The organism is Mesorhizobium sp. WSM4841 (assembly GCF_055811515.1).
Genome location: NZ_JBVVQC010000027.1, coordinates 74,732 through 91,414, shown reverse-complemented (window position 1 = coordinate 91,414; position 16,683 = coordinate 74,732). Strand labels below are relative to the sequence as shown.

Here is a 16,683-nt window from a genome sequence, read left to right as displayed (position 1 = left end):
AACAATTGTCGGATGTCGGACAGAGTGACCCTTGCGTGCAGAAGCGGCATTGGACACATCGCTAGTGTCGTCGCCTGAGCCAGCGTTTTCGATCATATGAATGTGGTCGGTTGGGAACTCTTAGTCGTGCTGCGCTCCTAAAGCCGCGCCGTCGTCACCACACAGTGCGGTGGCGAACACCGGGGTTGTCGATAACCGCTTCGATCGCGCCTTCTCGAAGCAGGCGCCGTCCGCGTCAGCTCGTGGGTGCCAAACACCACTCGCGTGCACGGCCCGTGGCCCACAGTGCGGCCGTCACCTCGCAAGGGCCGACTGAGGCATTGTAAATGCCGTGAAGCCAGGAGGTAGGCCAGCGCGCCGCTCAGGGAACAGCGCAATCACCGCCACGGCGGCCACGGCCACGATTAGAGGCCGCGGTCAGTTCCAGTTCTGTCGCGAATCGCGGTCTCGCTCGTCCGCGTTCCAAAACGAAACTCGGCGAGCACCGGTCTCGCCGTCACATCGAAGGAGAGAAATCGCTATTTGTCACAGCCACTCGTCGGCAAGGATCCCGTCACGGCCGAGGTAGAGAAATACAAGCAGCGTGGTTGCAGTCATGCTGGAAAAACCGGTGCGGTGCGTCAGTCCCCTCGCCAACAACGCCACCGATAGCGTTGCTGGCAAAGACGGGTGCTGCCACGTTATCGATGCTCAAAGCGCTGCAACAGATTCGTCAAACAAGTTTACAGACTCTTTGCGAATGCAAGTCGCTGACCATGATACGTTCGCTTTAAGTCCGAGATTGGCCGTAGCTAATCATCTAACTCAATCGTTTGGAATGCGTGAACATAGAACCTGCAGCGTTGATCGAAAGACGCATACAGAGAGGTCTTTTAATGGATATCGACATGTTCGAAACTTATGAGTCTAACGTTCGTCGCTATGGACGATCGTTTCCAACGGTCTTTAAAAAGTCGCTGGGGGCGACAATCTGGGACGAGTCCGGAAAGCCTTATATTGATTTCCTTGTAGGGTCAGGCGCGCTCAACTACGGTCATAACAACCCGGATATTATTGAACCGGCAATTCAATATCTCGCGGATAAAAATATTGTTTTGTCGCTTGATATGTATACAGCTGCAAAGCGTGATTTCATCGAAGTGTTTGTCGAGTCAATCCTGAAGCCCCGGGGCCTTTCTTACAAGATACAGTTTCCTGGGCCGACCGGGACAAACGCTAACGAAGCGGCGTTGGCGCTGGCGCGAAAATATACAGGCCGCTCGAGTGTCATGGCCTTCACAAATTCGTACCACGGCATGTCGCTCGGCTCCTTAGCGGTGTCGGGTTCAGCGTCAACCAGACAGCTTGGCGGCGTTGCTCGCCACGATGTGATCCGTGTCCCTTACGAGAACTATCCGAACCAAACTTTCGATTCCGCGAGTTACATTGATCACGTGTTGGGCGACCCAGGCAGCGGGATAGAAAAGCCGGCCGCAATCATCCTGGAGCCCATCCAGGCAGAAGGCGGCATGAACACCGCATCCGCACCTTGGCTCTCAGAAATTCAGCGCATTTGCCGTAAGCACGACGTTGTTTTCATCGTCGATGACATTCAGGCAGGTTCGGGACGAACGGGCGATTTCTTCTCGTTCGAGTTCGCGAAAATCGAGCCCGACATCGTGTGTCTTTCGAAATCGCTAAGCGGTTCAGGTAATCCGTTGTCCATAGTTCTGATTCGCCCCGACATGGACATATGGAATCCGGGAGAACATAGCGGAACCTTCAGAGGTAACAATCTCGCCTTCGTGACTTCCGCGGCCATGTGCACAATGTGGTCCGATAGGCAGTTTACTACAGCCGTCGAGCGGACGGCCGTTAAACTGCAAGAACACCTTGATCGCCTCGTTGCGAAATTCCCCAAGTGCATCGAACAAAAGCGCGGCCGTGGTCTGATGACCGGCCTCAAGTGCCGATCACAGGCCGTTGTTGGCCGTGTGCACGATGTCGCGTTCGAAAACGGCCTGCTGATCGAATCCTCGGGGCCAAATCGCGACGTCATCAAAGTCCTTCCGCCGATAACCATCTCAGATGACGAACTTGATCACGGCATTGCCATCCTCGATCAGGCACTACAGGAGAAAACAAATGGCGACTAACCAAGCACGTCAAACGCCGTCCATCTCGCCTCTTACGATCAAAGAACGAACTGGCTCAATCAGCACTGCGGAGATCATCTCAGTCCTGAAAGGTGAGATCACGGCTCTGCACATCAAGCAAGCTTTCAGCACCGAAATAGCCGAGGAGATCACCGCGAAGTTTTTTGGCAGTCCCGGTCTCAACGAGCGCAAAGATGGTGTCCCCGGACAATATGTCGGCGCATCCCACTACAGGAAGGATGCAGCCACCTATTTCGCAGAGGCTGAAACTGCGCGACCGCATGTCGAAGCCCTTTTTGGCAGTTTAGTTGACCCGGTCCGAGCCTTATTCGACGCGTTGAAGCGCGAGCTTCACAACCAAGGCATTGAATTGCGGCTGGCGCGCTCAGAACACGGTCAGGCGAACGTTTGTCGGGCTCTCAGTTGGACCGGAAGCGGCACATTTTCCTTGGACCCCCACGACGATGTCGCTCAAGTGTTACGTGCTGGGAACGATTACGAGCTTTCTGCGGTGGCCCACAACACCGTCGCAGCACTCAACTTTTATCCCAGCATGCCTGAGGAAGGTGGAAACTTGAGGCTGTGGAGTCACAAGCCGACAATCGCAGATCGAAAGTCGCAGGGTGTGGAGACCACGGGATATCCCTACTCCGCAGCTTATCTCGAGGCCGTGCCTAGTCGCGAAATCCAGCTCAAGGCCGGGGATATCGCGCTACTTGACGGCGGTTTCGTTCATGGGGTCACTGGTCAATCAGGCAATGGAAAGCGTCGCGTACTGCTGAATTGCTTTTTCGGTTTTGCGCGACCGGATCTTGTTCTCTGGTGGACCTAATGTTCGCTGTCGAAGCAACTGACCAGCTTCCGCCGCCAGTTAAGCGTCAACCACGTAGACGAGCACTGAGCGACCCGACCTACGGTCCATCCACAACCGATAAGAACTTTAGCAAAGCTCTCAAGCGGTCTTGTGCGCTACGATTGCGAAGCATCCATCGACAGGATTGTCCAATGAACGTGACCTTGAGGCGGGCCGCCGCCGATATCCCGTTCATCATGCGCACGGAGCGGCTGGAAGGATACGAAGCGCTAGTCGGCCGCTGGGAGGAAGCCCGGCATATGGCGGCTCTCGCCGATTCGCGTTATGCCTACTTTGTGGCCGAGGATGACGGAATGCCGCTCGGCTTCGCCATCCTACGCGACTGGGCTTCGCCCGAGCACGCGACCCTCATAGAGCGCGTCGCTGTTGCCGAGCCGGGCAGGGGATTCGGCACTGCAATGTTGCGCGCGGTAGTAGATGCGACCTTCACGCAAACCGACGCCCACAGGCTCTGGATTTGCTGTTTCCCCGATAATCTCAGGGCGCGGCGCAGCTACGAGGGCGTCGGCTTTGTTGCCGAAGGCGTGGCGCGCAGCAGCGCCTTCTTCCGCGGCGAGCATCGCGATGAGCTGGTGCTGTCGCTACTGAGGCCAGAATGGGATGCGCTGGGTGCAAAGGGCTCCGAAAGGGCTCGCGAGCCCCGCCCGGGACTTGCGGTGCCAATAGGTCGCTCCCGTCGCCAACAATAGAAAAGCGTCACCATAAAGGGTAAAACAATGGGTAAGTTGAAACTCAACACGTTGGTGGCAATTCTCGGACTCTTGGTGGGTTCGTGGAGTGCCGATGCCGATCCATTAACCGATCGTGTCAAGGCAGGGAAATCAATCAGGATAGGGTTCGCCAATGTCCTGCCCTTTGCATATGCTGACGATCAGGGTCATCCAAAGGGATTTGCAAACGAGATTGCTCTCGGTGTCCTAAAGCAGATGGGCTCCACAAACGTGGAGACAAACGTCATCGACTGGGGAGGTCTAATCCCTGGCCTTCAGGCAAGCCGCTATGACATTATCACGGGAGGAATGTATATCTTGGGTGCTCGGTGCAAGAATGTCACTTTTTCCGAGCCTATTGCGAAGCTCGGCGATGGCTTCATAGTGAGCGTCGGCAATCCGAAACACATCAATACCTACAAGGATATCGCCGACAAAGGAGCGGTGTTTGTGACATATGCTGGATCCAGCACGATTGCAGTCGCCAAAGAAGAAGGAATTACGGAGAACAAAATTATGGTTGTTCCCGGGCCTTCGGAGGTGATCGCGGCAATTAAAGCAGGACGTGGCGATGCTGGAAGCATGACGTACTTGGAAGCGAAACTCATGGCAGATCAGTCAGATGGCGAAATCCAAGCCACCGATCCTGCCGCTCTGCCGGAGTGGACCTATAATTGGGTCGGTCTTGGTTTCCGCTCCGAAGATGCCGACTTTCTGGCCAAATTCAACGAGGCTCTGAACCAGTACGTCGGCTCTGACGAGATGATGAACTCTGTCAAACAATATGGAATCGTAGCTGCCAGCCTTCCAGGTGCCACGACAACCAGGTGGATTTGCTCCAATCGCTAGTGACGGAATCGTGGTGGGCCCTTCCAGGCCACTCTTGCTCCCGACTAGGGCGACGTTGTTCATCGTTGTACACCACCGCTCAGCGGCATTCCCCGAGGCATTGAGATCAAAGGAGCACGTCGGGAACAGTAGGTTCCGGGACCAAGAGCTGCCATGACATCAAATGGACGGCTGCCCATACACCAAGGCCGCAAGGCGGGCGGGTAGCGCCAGCGGGGCCAGCCTGGCCGTAGACCCGGTCGAGTTCACGATTCTACAGCGCCATACCGGCATGGCGATCACTGAAGCGGGTTGGCACTTCGGGCCGCCGGATAGTGCAATTAGAGAAGGGATGTCCCCAGCGGCTCAGTGCGGCCTCCGCTGCCGATGTCCGATTGTCCGTTGATCCTTTAGCGAGCCGATGTCCTATTTCAAATTCCTTTTCACGCATGGGAACCTGCTGTTAAGCGGCACGCTGATTACGGCCATGCTGGCCGCTGTGTCGATCGCGCTGGCGATCGTACTGGCTCTCACCGCGGGCCTGATGCGGCTCGCGCCGGCCGGTCCCACTCGCTGGATCGCCACCGTTTACATCGAGTTTTTCCGCGGCACTTCGCTGCTCGTGCAGCTTTACTGGATTTTTTTCGTCCTGCCACTGTTCGGGCTCTCGCTGGACAAGTTTATAGCGGGTTTTATCGGCGTCGGTATGAACCTTGGAGCCTACGGGGCGGAGTTAGTTCGTGGCGCAATCCTCTCAGTGCCCAGAGGACAATGGGAGGCAGCCTTGGCGATCAACATGTCGCCGCTGAGTCGTATGCGACGCATCATTCTTCCCCAAGCTCTCGTCATCATGCTGCCGCAATGGGGCAATTTGCTGATTGAGCTTCTTAAGGCAACCGCCCTGGTTTCATTGATATCGGTCGCCGACTTAACGTCCCAAGCCAAGCAGATAAATGCCACGACTTTACTGTCCGCGAAGGCTTTCGGGACGGCACTAATTATCTACTATGTCATGGCCCGTTTCATCATCACGCCCTTCATGCGCTGGCTTGAACGCTTTATGGAACGCAAGTCGGGAAGGGTGTAGCGATGCTCGGTTGGGACTGGGATTTCGCTTGGGCGATTCTCCCCCGCCTGCTGGCGGCGACCGGAAATACGCTTTTGGCCGCCGCCATCGGTTACATCATCGCGATGTTCCTGGGGCTCGCGTTCGCCCTGGCGCAACGCACTCCGTCCAGGACATTGACAATGACCGTGCGCGAGGCGGTCGAGTTCATCCGCTCCACGCCGCTGGTGCTGCAGATATTCTTCGTGTTCTACGTCGGGCCTGAGTTTGGCGTTGTCCTTTCGCCGTGGATGGCGGGGATGATAGCCATCGGGCTGCACTATGCAGCTTACCTTTCGGAGTTGTACCGCGGGGGTCTAGAAAACGTGCCAAAGGGACAGTGGGAGGCTGCGACCTCCCTCAATCTGTCGACGGCGCGTACTTATTTCCGCATCATCATTCCCCAGGCGCTGCCGCCTTCCGTGGCCGGCATGGGGAATTATCTGTTAGGTATCCTTAAGGACACGCCCGTGCTGTCGGTCATCGGCGTGGCGGAATTGATGCAAACTGCAAACTCAATTGGCTCGGAAAATTATCGCTACCTTGAACCCTACACGATGGTCGGAATCATCTTCCTTTTGATATCATTGCCGTCGGCCGCGGTGCTTCGCAGCTTCGATGGGTGGGTTCGCGGCAAACCCGGGATGAACTGATGGACGAAACAGAAGACCTTTCCCGATACCCGCTAGAGCTTACCGGCGCGGGTGTGCCGATGGTGCGCTTCCAGAAGGTCGCAAAGCGTTACGGATCTTTGATTGTTCTCAAACACCTCGATCTCGATGTCGCAGAGGGCGAGATGGTCACGATCGTCGGCCCGTCAGGTTCGGGCAAGACCACGGTGCTGCGCACACTGATGACACTGGAAAGCATTAATGACGGCGTCATCTATGTCGACGGCAAGCCGCTCACCCACATGGAGAAGGACGGCAAGTTGGTGCCCGCCAGCCAGAAGTATCTAAGATCAATGCGCTCGAAGATCGGCATGTGCTTCCAGCATTTCAACCTGTTCCCGCATATGACGGCGCTGGAAAACTGCATGGAAGGGCCCGTACATGTGTTGGGCATTCCGCGCAAGCAGGCGCGTGAGCGCTCGGAGGAACTGCTAGAGATGGTCGGCATGGGCGACAAGCGCAACCAGCATCCTTCGTGCCTGTCCGGTGGGCAGCAGCAGCGCGTGGCGATAGCTCGAGCGCTTGCGATGAGGCCCAAGGTCATGCTCTTCGACGAGGTCACCTCGGCGCTGGATCCTGAGGTCATCGTCGAACTGACAAACGTCATTCGCAAGCTTGTGTCCGATTACAGGCTGACCATACTGATGGTCACGCATCAAATGGGCTTCGCCCGCGACATCGCCGATAGGGTCTGCTTCTTCTTCGGCGGCAGGATCGAGGAGCAGGGCCCGCCGGAGCAGCTGTTCGGCAATCCGCAGCGCAAGCGCACCCAGCAGTTCCTAAGAGCCGTGAAGGAGGCGGTATAGGGAACTTGAGCGTCGGGCGAGATGCGACATCAGGGAATGCAGCCATCGAGCTGATGATAGTGTCTGTGTCGCTTCACAAGCATCAGGAAAGGGAGGCTGCATCCCTAACCATTGCAGTCGAGGACAGGGCTCAAGCCGAATACCCCAACTAACACTAAGGCAAGGCTGCGATCAGATCCCGTACGAGCTAGGCAACTGTCATCTTGTCCGCCGTCCCCGGCAGTTGCGCATAAGCGAACTTGGACGTCCGATCGATGGCAACGAACAAGCGTCGGCAGAAACTGCCGCCCCCCGCGTGGCGTAAAGCTCGTCGTCTTGGACGCGCACGTCGGCCTCAAGGCGCCGCGACCAATGTGCCCAGCGCCACCGGCAGCGGTGCCCCGTCCACTTCATGAGGAACGTGCTGGCGCATGCCGGAAATAGCGGTCGCCGCGCCGTCTCCGGTTTCGTCGCCACCACTTTAGCCAGGAAACGCCGCGCAGGCCGCGCGTCAGCTTGCGCAAGAACTCCTTCCAAATCGGCTTGGCCTCTAACGTGCCAATCTCATGCCCAGTAACTCGCGCTGGCCGTCCGCATTGACGCGACGGCTATGATGACGGCGACCGAGACCGGAACTGACGGCACGCTCCTCGACGGTCAGGGCGTTCGAGCGCAAGCGACCGTCGCGCAAGCCTTTCCCCGAACATCTGCCGCGTGAGCGCGTGGTCATCGCCGCGCCGGCGAACTGCCCGTGTTGCGGCTCGGGCAAGCTGGCCAAGTTTGGCGAGGACGTCACCGAGACGCTGGAGGTGATCCCGCGCCAGTGGAAGGTGATCCAGACCGTGCGCGAGAAGTTCTCTTGCCGCGAATGCGAGGAGATCTCGCAGCCGCTGGCGCCCTTCCATGTGACGCCGCGCGGCTTTGCCGGGCCGAACCTTTTGGCGATGATCCTGTTCGAGATGCCTTATTGACCGGGTCGGCGATCAATCCCTTCTGGTGAAGTCGATCCGCCACGTCCCAGTCAAAGCCCTTCCAGGCCTACCGTTTATTGTGCAGGGTCAGCCAAAGCAGTGCCAGGACCGCATCATCGATCTTGTCGGTGTCGATCTCCATCGCTGCAGCTTAACACAGGCCGCACCCGCCGCGGCCCAGACCGGATGGATACCGATCATCTCCCGTAGGAGACTCTTCTCCACAAGCGTGCGCAGCTTCATTGTGTCGTCGGGCATCGGTGGTCCTTCCGAAAAGGGTTGGCGTCAACAACCAAGCCCTACCGGAAAGCACCGATGACCACCGACACGCCGTTCACTCGATACGGCGGTACTAAGGGCGCGCCCGCGAGCGGCTTCATAACCGACGAGCTCCACCTGATGGGGCATGACCTCATCGCTCCGTCATGGAGCTTGATCCGCCTTTTTCGCTATGTCGTTAATGAGTTTATAAAACTTTGTAATAAACTAAGGTATCTATTTGTATGCGACAACCAAGAGGCGAGCGCTGTTATATGTAAACGCTTCACCTTCCTGCCCATAAGCTTCAACGGTCTCAAATCCCGCGCTTCGCAACATACGAACATATTCAGAAAACCCATATTGTCTAAAAGAAAGATGCGTTCGTCTAACGCATCCATCCCGGACGACAATCCTTTCAAGGTTCGAGCGATCGCTCAAAACATCATTGCTAAATATATCGATTCTTACATCATCGCTACTCTCAGCAACGTAACAGATAGGCGACTTATGGCGCAGGAAATCGACTCGATTGGGGTAGTCGATTAGCAGGCGGCCGCCCTTTCTGAGTGCGGAAGCGGCTTCGCGAAGAACTCTCTCGTTGTCCGCGTCGTCGAAGTATCCAAACGTCGTGTACCATAGAAATGCCGCGTCGAACCGATCTCGCCAGGGCAGCGAACGCATGTCGCCTAGAACATATTCAACGTTGACTCCGCGTTTAGCCGCATCTGCCTCGGCTTCTTTCAGCAAGATCGGAGAGATATCAATTCCCGCAACCTGCGCTCCTTTTTCCGCCAACCGGTTAGTAATCCGCCCATACCCGCATCCAAGTTCGAGAACTGGGAGTTCTTTTTTAAGCGAAAGAATCCCCCAAATTAGTTCAGATTGTCTGTCACTTACATGGGGCGGATTAACAATATCGCCAAAGTGAATGTAATCCTCATCGAAGTATATCTGAAGGTCTGACAGCGATACCGGACCATTGGTTTTGCGCATCATCTACTTTATCCCACTTTGCAGCCAAGTTCTGAGGATTTTGGTGCCCCAGTTGATTCTTGCACTATTCGGATGGCATTGGAAGAAAACATTTGTGAATATTTCCACCAGTATGTTAAATATCTCTCTCGTCCGCCGAAGCGAAGCGCTTGGCGTCGTGTTGGGCGCGCGCATCCGCCGGATCGCTCTGGCAAGCGCTGGACCCAGGAATAGCAGATGGAGGAGAAGGTGAAGGCCGAGTCTTCGAAGGAAACGCATTCGCGGCGCTGACCATCAAGGCGAAAATCTGGGAAGCATCGTCGATGCAGACATGGACGAACTCCCAGCCGGCGCCGCGGGACTTGCCCTTTTGTGAATCGCCGGTGATGCGATGGCCGACTTGACCGAAGCGGCCGAGCTTCTTGATATCGATATGGATCATCTCGCCGGGATGCTCGCGCTCGTAGCGCCGGACCGGTTCAGCCGGTTCGATATCGCTCAGCCGCGACAGTCCAGCACGCTTGAGAACCCGGCTGACGGTGGCGGGCGAGACGCCGACCTCATGGGCGATGTGGCCGCCGGTCCAACGCTGCCGCCGCCGCGCCCACGATGCGCTCGGCGATCGACGCAGCCGTGGCCTGCGGCATATGGGCGGGCCGCGAGGAACGGTCGATCATGCCGGCCCGCCCTTCGGCCTTATAGCGCTCCACCCAGCGCGCCACGATCTTGGCCGACACGCCGTAGACGCGCGCCGCATGGACCTTGGAAAAAGCGCCTTCTATCACCGAAAGCGCCATCTCCTCTCGACGCAGCGGCGTGAGACGGGCATTCTTGTGGATGTTCATTCGGACCCTCCGATGGATGCTGAAGCCTGGTAACTCCAGTCTCCTCGGTCCGGTCCGAATGGACAACCTCCCGAAAGCTCACACGTAGGGCAGGTGGCGGCTTCGTCGCCGCTCGAACCAGATCATCCGCTGGGGCAAGGGATAGCATGGGAGCCGCGCGCCATTATCGACGTGCTTCGTGGAAAGAAATCATGAAAATGCTTCCCGACCGAAACTACGATTTCGAATATGAAGCTATTAGAAAGCTTGGGTAACGCACACTTAACCCAAAGATAATGTTGGGCGCTGCGGGCAATGTGATAGAGCTTTGGCGATGCCGGCCTCCGACACTCGGCGCCCAGAGCCGCAGCTTTGTAGCCAGCACCTTTGTGCACCAGTGAAACGTCCGGCGCGTTCTGAGGGCTGGCGATCGGGTGAAGGCGTCGCAGATGCCCGATGCCAAGCTGGGGCTAGCGTTCAAAAGCGGTAGCCCTGTCAGGTTCAATCACCGAACAGACGAAAGTCGCACGGAGGGTTGCTCGGGAGGTAGCGAACGTTTCGGAAGCTCGACCGATCATCGGAGCAGAAGACTATGCTGGAAGCTTGCCAAGATGGTTGCCTGCATCCTTTGTGGAAGCGGTGATAGTGCTGGTTTGCATCATCCGGCTTATGACTTTTCGGGGGAATTCAGAATGGATCAACGCGCCAAGTCACCAAGTTTTGAGCATAAGCGCCGGCTAAAAGCGGTCAAGCAGGCTTGTCGTGACCGCAACATTGACGTAGCCGTATTTACTAGCCCGGAGAATATCTGTTATATGACGGGTCTTGATTATGAGGGCTATTTTGCCCTTCATGCTCTGCTGGTATCGCGCGATGCGGGGTCAATTCTATTCGCACGCTATATAGAGCTTCCTACGGTTTCTCGGCAAACTACAGGTGTTGAATTCGCTGGATACACTGACACTGAAGATGTTGCCGCACTGATAACAGCTAGAATTGTCGCACTAGCCGGGTATGGCGCGCGCGTTGGGCTTCAGCGAAACAGCACTGCTATGGCTAAGATTGATGCCCCTCTGCAATCGTATCTTCCCGAAGCTGATATCATTGATGCATCGGGTATAGTCGAGAGCTTGCGGGAAGTAAAATCGTCCTTCGAAATAGAGCAGATAAAGCGCGCTGCGGAGATATCAGATCTCATGATTTCCACCGGGATGCGTGAAGCCGGTGAGGGGGTGGTCGAAAGCACCGTCGCCGCAAAGATATACGGTGCGATGATCGCAGCGGGAGGACAATGTCCCGGTTTTCCGCCATTTCTCCGATCGGGTGATAGGATATCCGAGCCACATACTACCTGGACTGACCAGCGCCTCAAAAACGGTGCACCGCTTCTTTTGGAATTGTCGGGCTGTGTAAATCGGTATCATGCGCCAATGGCCAGGTACGGGTACATCGGATCCGCATCTCCGGCAGCCAAGCGATTAAGCGAAGTGAGCCACCGAGCGCATCTGACCGCCTTGGCGGCTATTAAGCCCGGATGTCTTGCTCGGGATGTCTATTGCGCTTGGAAGGCATGCCTTGACCCTGCGACTGCTAGCCCTAGAGCTCCTCATTGTGGATATATGGTCGGCCTATCTTTCCCACCGACCTGGACCGGCGGCCCTGGCGTACAGAGCCTGCATGAGACGAGCTTCATGGAAATCCGCGAATCCATGGTATTTCATTTGTTGAGCTGGGTGACCGACGGGCAGAATGACCATTTTCTTTCTGACTCCGTTGTTGTCGAAGAGGCCGGGGCCGTTTTTCTAACGAACACGCCGAGAGAAATTTTTGAGATCTGACAAAAAACGAAACGATCAATATTTCGACCGGTCGGCGGAGCCGTGTCTTGGCCCGCCGCGGCAGGTTAACCACACGCTCGTCAAAGCACCAGGCCGGCCTGGCAGGCTATCGTCACAGGCGCACCTCATCCGCTCATCGCCGCCTAGGGGCTCGACCGCTTCCGGGCTGGACGCACCATCGACTAAGCCGGCATTGGACCGTTTGCCTGACTGCAATAATAGGAGTGACCGCGATGCCCCGGACGCGCCGGTCAGTCGTCCGGCCCATAATAATCCCGATTTCGAACGCTGGTACCGTCATGTCTTCGTGAGGGAAAATTTTTGGCAGCATGTGATGGCTGCCGCAGTCGCTAGTCGTTGAACGCAATACCGTGAATCACACGATCCTTTCAGTCAAGTTCAGCAGGGGGACGCAGGCATGAGGCGGCTGAACAAGCTCGGGCGGATCGATCGCTCACAGCCCATGCCGAAGCACCGGTCGTCACGCACACCAATCCCGTGGGTATCAACGCTCCAGGCTCTGGGAGCCGGCGGAAGCCCTTCCACGACATGCCACGACGTCCTACGCGGAAGTTCGCGACAGGCGCTGGCACATCCCCAAGCATGAATCCCCTAGGCACCGCGGGTTCTGCATGAGAGACTCTCGTATTGCTGAAGCCCCTCCGGAGGGTGTTCAACCTGACGCACTGAATAAGGGGCGAGTGCCGTTCTAGCCACCTCTCGGCCATGCTCGAGAACGCCGGCGGCTCCTTAAAGTGGGGTCGAGCCCTCTCGGGCATGGGCTGGCGCTCGACAAGGTTAGCTAAGAGGCTCATCCGCGATCGCGGCGTGCTGACGCCGAACTTTTGCGTTACGCGGCGCGGGCTGAGAGTACGCGACTGCTATTCCAAGTAGTAGTGAAGCCGGGCCCCGGGTTTCGCCAGCTTCGGATTGCAAGCCGTGCATCAGTCCAGCTTTGGTCTTCTTTATTCCGCCTCGCCGGGCAATCCGCATCCAACTTTTAAGCGCCGTATTTTCTGAAGCTTACACGCTAAAGGCTGCTCAAATTCCAACGTTCCGGGAGGCGAGCCGAGACTCCCCGCCCTTCCCACCTTGCTGCTGGACGCCGCGAGTCTGATGCAAGCGCTGGGGCAGCCTTCCTCTTCTCCTCCCAGCGGTGGTTTCAAAACGTCTGTCGGAGGCTGGCCAAAGGTCATGCAGCACTCTTGGAGTAGCGGCCTTGGCCTCTTCAATCTCTGCTGCAGACAAATGGTCCGCCAATTGGGCTGTGACCGAGCGGGCAACCTCTGCCGGATCCACCGCCGGGTCGTGATGGACGCCGTAGTGAATCCGATCGAGAAACGAATTCCGGTTCCTGGCTATGGCGCGGCGACTGGGATGCCAGCCCTCGTAGTAAAAGCCGCGCAGCAAGGCTGGCAATTGAGCACCTACGTAAACGGCCTCGTCGCTATCCAGGGAGTCGCGCAGGGCGTGCAGCGTCGCAGTTAGGGCTTCGTAGACCCGTTCGCGATCATGCCAGCGAAGCCTCCACATTAGATCGCTTATCCAATTGTTGGTCGACTGCAATGCGTTGTTGAGATCATGGCTCAGGTACATTGGAGACATTTCTCCTGTCTTTGAAGGTCGTGCAGCCACATTTAGGCGATACCCAGGCGCGTTGCAGGCCGCCGCGCTTTAGCGCGACCGCCTACGAATTTATCTCTCGGAGAGTTTTCCCAGCAGCACGCGCTGAGGTGCGCCGTGTCGTCGGCATAAATTGCCTGCCTTCAGAAGATCGATATTTACTGCAACTCTCTCGCGCGTCCGGCGCCATTGCCGTTTTCGACTGACTCCATGTTGCGCAGCATCATTTCCGCGACACTGAAGGCATGCTGCTCTTGCCGCGAGGTCAGGCGAGCGTCGATATCGGGATAGATAAAGAAGGGAAGCGAAATTCGGTCACTCAGACCACTGTGCGCGACCTGATGCGGCGTACTCTTAAAGCGGTCGTCACTCAAGACTTGAAACATGTCCCCCAAATTGACTACGAGACTATTGGGCAGGCTCGGCGCTGGCACCCAGCGCCCGTGGAACCAGACCTGCAACGATCGCGTGGGGAGCTCTTCCTGCAGCAGAAGCGTGAAGAAGCCACCGTCGGTGTGCTTGCCGCACGTGCCGCCACGAGCTGGATATCGGATCACGCGTTGCATGAGCGTCGGCGGGCTGAAATGGCGTTCGAACCAACCGTGTTCCATTTCGATCAGGTCTGCGAGCGCGGTCCCGATCTGCGGAACAACCTGGTTGAGCACGGTAGCCTGCAAAACGAGCAGGCTTCGCGCGAAACCTGGAGCCAATGTGTCGTCAGGAAAACGCGTGATTCCGGCAAACGGACGCCGGTCCCCTTCGTTCTCGATTCCGAGGCCAAACAATTCCTTTGGATCAGTGTGGGCGTCGGGATGTAGTATTTCGCCGTGCAACGGACTGTATCCACGGGCGACAGCGGGGTACACGGCTTGAGAGGCGTGACCGTAGCGTTCCTTGATCGACTGAGGCAAGGCGAAGAACCGCCGGGAAGCCTCGATGGCTTGTGCGATCTGTTCCTTCGGGATGCCGTGCTCAGCAAGGTAGAAGAACCCGTACTCTTGGCAGGCCATTTGCAGGCGCCGTCGCTCATCACTCCGCGTTGCATCGGACGTCAGTCTTGCCAGTGAGATTTCCGGTAATATGGTCATATTCGCTCCTTCATTGGTGCTTTTGCCTTATGGGGCTGCTTGAAAAACCTCGGGCCCGCATCCTTCGTCCGATGGATTTGGCGTCGCCTCGACAGTGTATCGGCGCAGTGATGCCCCTGCAGTCGACGCCACTCAAAAGATGTACTCCATGTATAGATCTAGTGAGTTCTTACGGCAATACACAACTTGTTAATATAATGTGATAAGATTATTGAATTTTTGCAATGTGTGGTTTAATATTGCAGAAGGTAAGGTTCGGATTCGGCCAATCTCAAGGAATTAGTGGGAGTAACTCTCCAATAAAGGATTAGCTGAGGGGGTCCCCCCGTTTTAGACAGGCAGGGGGTTGCACGAGGCACCAGCGGCTTTCGCCCTCAACTCGCGTGGTGAGACAAAGCGGAAGCCGGAGTGCGGTTGGATTTTGTCGTAGTTGTCGAGCCATTTCGGCAGCAGGGCCAGAGGGTTTCGGTGGCGGGCAGAATGACCTTTCGGGTTAGGTCGTAGATCTGTAATTTGCAGAGCTTGGGCGGTGTACCCCTTGAGGGTTTCAAGGATCTGTCCGCACTGGCCGGACGCCGCCTACGACACCCATGCCCGCCGCGCCCGGCTGAAGGGCGAGGGCAAGAAGGTGCGCATCGCGCGACGCCCCAACAAGCACCATGCGCTGCCGCCGCGGCTCAAACAGTACAACCGCCCGATCGCCAGACGCCGGGCGGCGGTCGAGACCACCTTCGCCACGCTCAAGAACCGCATGAAGCTGACCACGATCCGCTATGTCGGGCTGGCCAAGGCGACTGCCCAAGTGACATTGGCGGCGATCGCCTTCAACATGCGCCGATGGGCCGCCATCACAGGATAGGTGCGCCTGCAGTACGGCCGCATCGGGCCGAACCGCCGTCCAAAACCCTCAAACGAGACGCAAAATCCCCGAGGACAAGCAACAACCCGCTGCATTCCATTCCCGTCAGCCCTCCCTCACAACTGCGCAACAGGCCCTTATCGGGAGATGCAGGCGCTTGCAGTGCTGTGAACCAACTGTCGAAGAGCGTCGGTGCGGGAAATCCGCACGCCACGTTCTGTGGGAAACCTGGGGCGGGCGACCGCCTCCGGGGACCCGGTGGGCGGCGTCGCGAGGCGTCCCCCTATCCCGATCAATCCCCTTTATGGGTCTATGCCTTAGTCCGTTTCAGCGTTTTCACAGTGCCGCGGATATGCCGTTGCGTCGCGGACGGGAGTGAGAGAGCCTGAGGCCGAGTGCCGCCGCGGCCGTCGCCTTGTCATGGGCGATGCAGGCGCTGCCTAAGCTAACGTAAATTCAAGGTTTTTTGATTCCTATCGAAAATTGCAGATTAATATTTGAATTATGACGCTATAAAGTAGTCTGCAGTAATTCACACGGTGCAGTCGACCGACGCCAGTAAAGCCGTCACGTGGTGTTATAGACCAACCGAGTGAGGCGACGGCACGTTGCAGGACGGCTTCCGTCTGAGCATGGCTGGGCGAAGCGGCGACGACATGTCCGATCGCCTTTGCTGACGGTCGGTACCTTAGGCTCCACATACAATCTGACCTCGGGACATAAGACAGCTTAATCAGTTGAGGAGCGGGCGCACATCGTCTCCAGATCGTGACGCTGCCCCATCCCACTCACGCCCGACGGCGAGACCAATGGCCGACCTTGCGCATTTCGTTGGCGATGCGGGTCTGCCCATAGGCGGGACATTCCAGGGTCAGCTGGAGGATGATTGCCTCGACCTCCGGTGGCGTGCGGTTGGCCAACAGCGGCTTCCTGCGTGTCAGCTCCTGCAGCGCCAGTTCGCCGCCGGTCTCGTAAAGCTTCTTGAAGCGGTAGAAGCTATCGCGCGAATAGCCCATCATCTTGCAGGCCTGGCTGACATTGCTGAGCTGTTTGGCCAGCTCCAGCAGCCCTACCTTGGCGGGGATGATCTTAGGTCGGGCGCTAGCCCTGACCACTCCGCGCCCAGCCTCGCTCAGCCT

General features: G+C 57.2%; 11 protein-coding genes and 8 pseudogenes. 11 read left to right on the top strand and 8 right to left on the bottom strand.

What is annotated here, in order from left to right; translation table 11 throughout:
- The first annotated feature begins 875 nt into the window (after positions 1-875).
- The 8 genes and pseudogenes from ectB to AC0L14_RS25870 all read left to right on the top strand — a co-directional run.
- Positions 876-2,135, top strand: a complete 1,260-nt coding sequence (gene ectB / locus AC0L14_RS25905) for a diaminobutyrate--2-oxoglutarate transaminase (protein ID WP_473751175.1) — start codon at positions 876-878, stop codon at positions 2,133-2,135.
- Positions 2,125-2,967 (top strand): 2OG-Fe(II)-dependent halogenase WelO5 family protein, encoded by an 843-nt coding sequence (locus AC0L14_RS25900; protein ID WP_473751174.1) that lies wholly within the window; start codon positions 2,125-2,127, stop codon positions 2,965-2,967. The genes ectB and AC0L14_RS25900 overlap by 11 nt, the downstream gene beginning before the upstream one ends.
- A 173-nt stretch (positions 2,968-3,140) precedes the next feature.
- The gene (locus AC0L14_RS25895; RefSeq protein ID WP_473751173.1) at positions 3,141-3,698 is read left to right on the top strand and encodes a GNAT family N-acetyltransferase; all 558 of its coding nucleotides are present in this window, start codon (positions 3,141-3,143) and stop codon (positions 3,696-3,698) included.
- A 27-nt stretch (positions 3,699-3,725) separates the two neighbouring features.
- Positions 3,726-4,568, top strand: a complete 843-nt coding sequence (gene ehuB / locus AC0L14_RS25890) for an ectoine/hydroxyectoine ABC transporter substrate-binding protein EhuB (protein WP_473751172.1) — start codon at positions 3,726-3,728, stop codon at positions 4,566-4,568.
- Positions 4,569-4,968: 400 nt separating this feature from the next.
- On the top strand, positions 4,969-5,634 hold the full coding sequence (ehuC, locus tag AC0L14_RS25885) for an ectoine/hydroxyectoine ABC transporter permease subunit EhuC (protein ID WP_473751171.1): 666 nt from the start codon (positions 4,969-4,971) through the stop codon (positions 5,632-5,634).
- Between the two features lie 2 nt (positions 5,635-5,636).
- Positions 5,637-6,305, top strand: coding sequence for an ectoine/hydroxyectoine ABC transporter permease subunit EhuD (ehuD, locus tag AC0L14_RS25880; protein WP_473751170.1), 669 nt, complete (start codon positions 5,637-5,639; stop codon positions 6,303-6,305).
- Positions 6,305-7,129, top strand: a complete 825-nt coding sequence (gene ehuA / locus AC0L14_RS25875; RefSeq protein ID WP_473751169.1) for an ectoine/hydroxyectoine ABC transporter ATP-binding protein EhuA — start codon at positions 6,305-6,307, stop codon at positions 7,127-7,129. Before ehuD ends, ehuA begins: the two co-directional genes overlap by 1 nt.
- A 294-nt stretch (positions 7,130-7,423) precedes the next feature.
- A pseudogene (locus tag AC0L14_RS25870) lies at positions 7,424-7,644 on the top strand (transposase); the annotation flags it as partial.
- Here AC0L14_RS25870 and AC0L14_RS25865 read toward each other — a convergent pair.
- Positions 7,603-7,738: pseudogene (locus AC0L14_RS25865) on the bottom strand (transposase); the annotation flags it as partial. The pseudogenes AC0L14_RS25870 and AC0L14_RS25865 overlap by 42 nt on opposite strands.
- Before the next feature lie 23 nt (positions 7,739-7,761).
- On the opposite strand from AC0L14_RS25865, the pseudogene AC0L14_RS25860 reads away from it, so the two are divergent.
- A pseudogene (locus tag AC0L14_RS25860) lies at positions 7,762-8,067 on the top strand (IS66 family transposase zinc-finger binding domain-containing protein); the annotation flags it as partial.
- Here the strand turns inward: AC0L14_RS25860 and AC0L14_RS25855 are convergent.
- The 3 genes and pseudogenes from AC0L14_RS25855 to AC0L14_RS25845 all read right to left on the bottom strand — a co-directional run.
- A pseudogene (locus AC0L14_RS25855) lies at positions 8,033-8,221 on the bottom strand (DUF6429 family protein); the annotation flags it as partial. The pseudogenes AC0L14_RS25860 and AC0L14_RS25855 sit on opposite strands and share 35 nt — an antisense overlap.
- Before the next feature lie 353 nt (positions 8,222-8,574).
- Positions 8,575-9,336 carry a class I SAM-dependent methyltransferase gene (locus tag AC0L14_RS25850; protein ID WP_473751168.1) on the bottom strand — a complete coding sequence of 254 codons (762 nt, stop codon included), beginning with the start codon at positions 9,334-9,336 and terminating at the stop codon, positions 8,575-8,577.
- A gap of 280 nt (positions 9,337-9,616) precedes the next feature.
- Positions 9,617-10,157: pseudogene (locus AC0L14_RS25845) on the bottom strand (leucine zipper domain-containing protein); the annotation flags it as partial.
- 671 nt (positions 10,158-10,828) lie between these two features.
- Here AC0L14_RS25845 and AC0L14_RS25840 point away from each other — a divergent pair.
- Entirely contained in the window at positions 10,829-11,974 is a 1,146-nt protein-coding gene (locus AC0L14_RS25840; RefSeq protein ID WP_473751167.1) for a M24 family metallopeptidase, read from the top strand.
- Positions 11,975-13,015: 1,041 nt separating this feature from the next.
- Here AC0L14_RS25840 and AC0L14_RS25835 read toward each other — a convergent pair.
- Complete coding sequence (locus tag AC0L14_RS25835; protein WP_473751166.1) at positions 13,016-13,570, bottom strand: DUF2267 domain-containing protein; 555 nt, start codon at positions 13,568-13,570, stop codon at positions 13,016-13,018.
- Positions 13,571-13,755: 185 nt separating this feature from the next.
- A complete protein-coding gene (locus AC0L14_RS25830; protein WP_473751165.1) occupies positions 13,756-14,685 on the bottom strand; it encodes a 2-oxoglutarate and iron-dependent oxygenase domain-containing protein in 930 nt (309 codons plus the stop codon).
- Between the two features lie 565 nt (positions 14,686-15,250).
- Between AC0L14_RS25830 and AC0L14_RS25825 the strand changes: the two are divergent.
- A pseudogene (locus AC0L14_RS25825) lies at positions 15,251-15,544 on the top strand (transposase); the annotation flags it as partial.
- A gap of 473 nt (positions 15,545-16,017) precedes the next feature.
- Here AC0L14_RS25825 and AC0L14_RS25820 read toward each other — a convergent pair.
- Both AC0L14_RS25820 and AC0L14_RS25815 read right to left on the bottom strand, forming a co-directional pair.
- A pseudogene (locus AC0L14_RS25820) lies at positions 16,018-16,258 on the bottom strand (hypothetical protein); the annotation flags it as partial.
- Between the two features lie 30 nt (positions 16,259-16,288).
- Positions 16,289-16,659 (bottom strand): annotated as a pseudogene (locus tag AC0L14_RS25815) (helix-turn-helix domain-containing protein); the annotation flags it as partial.
- Positions 16,660-16,683: the final 24 nt, after the last annotated feature.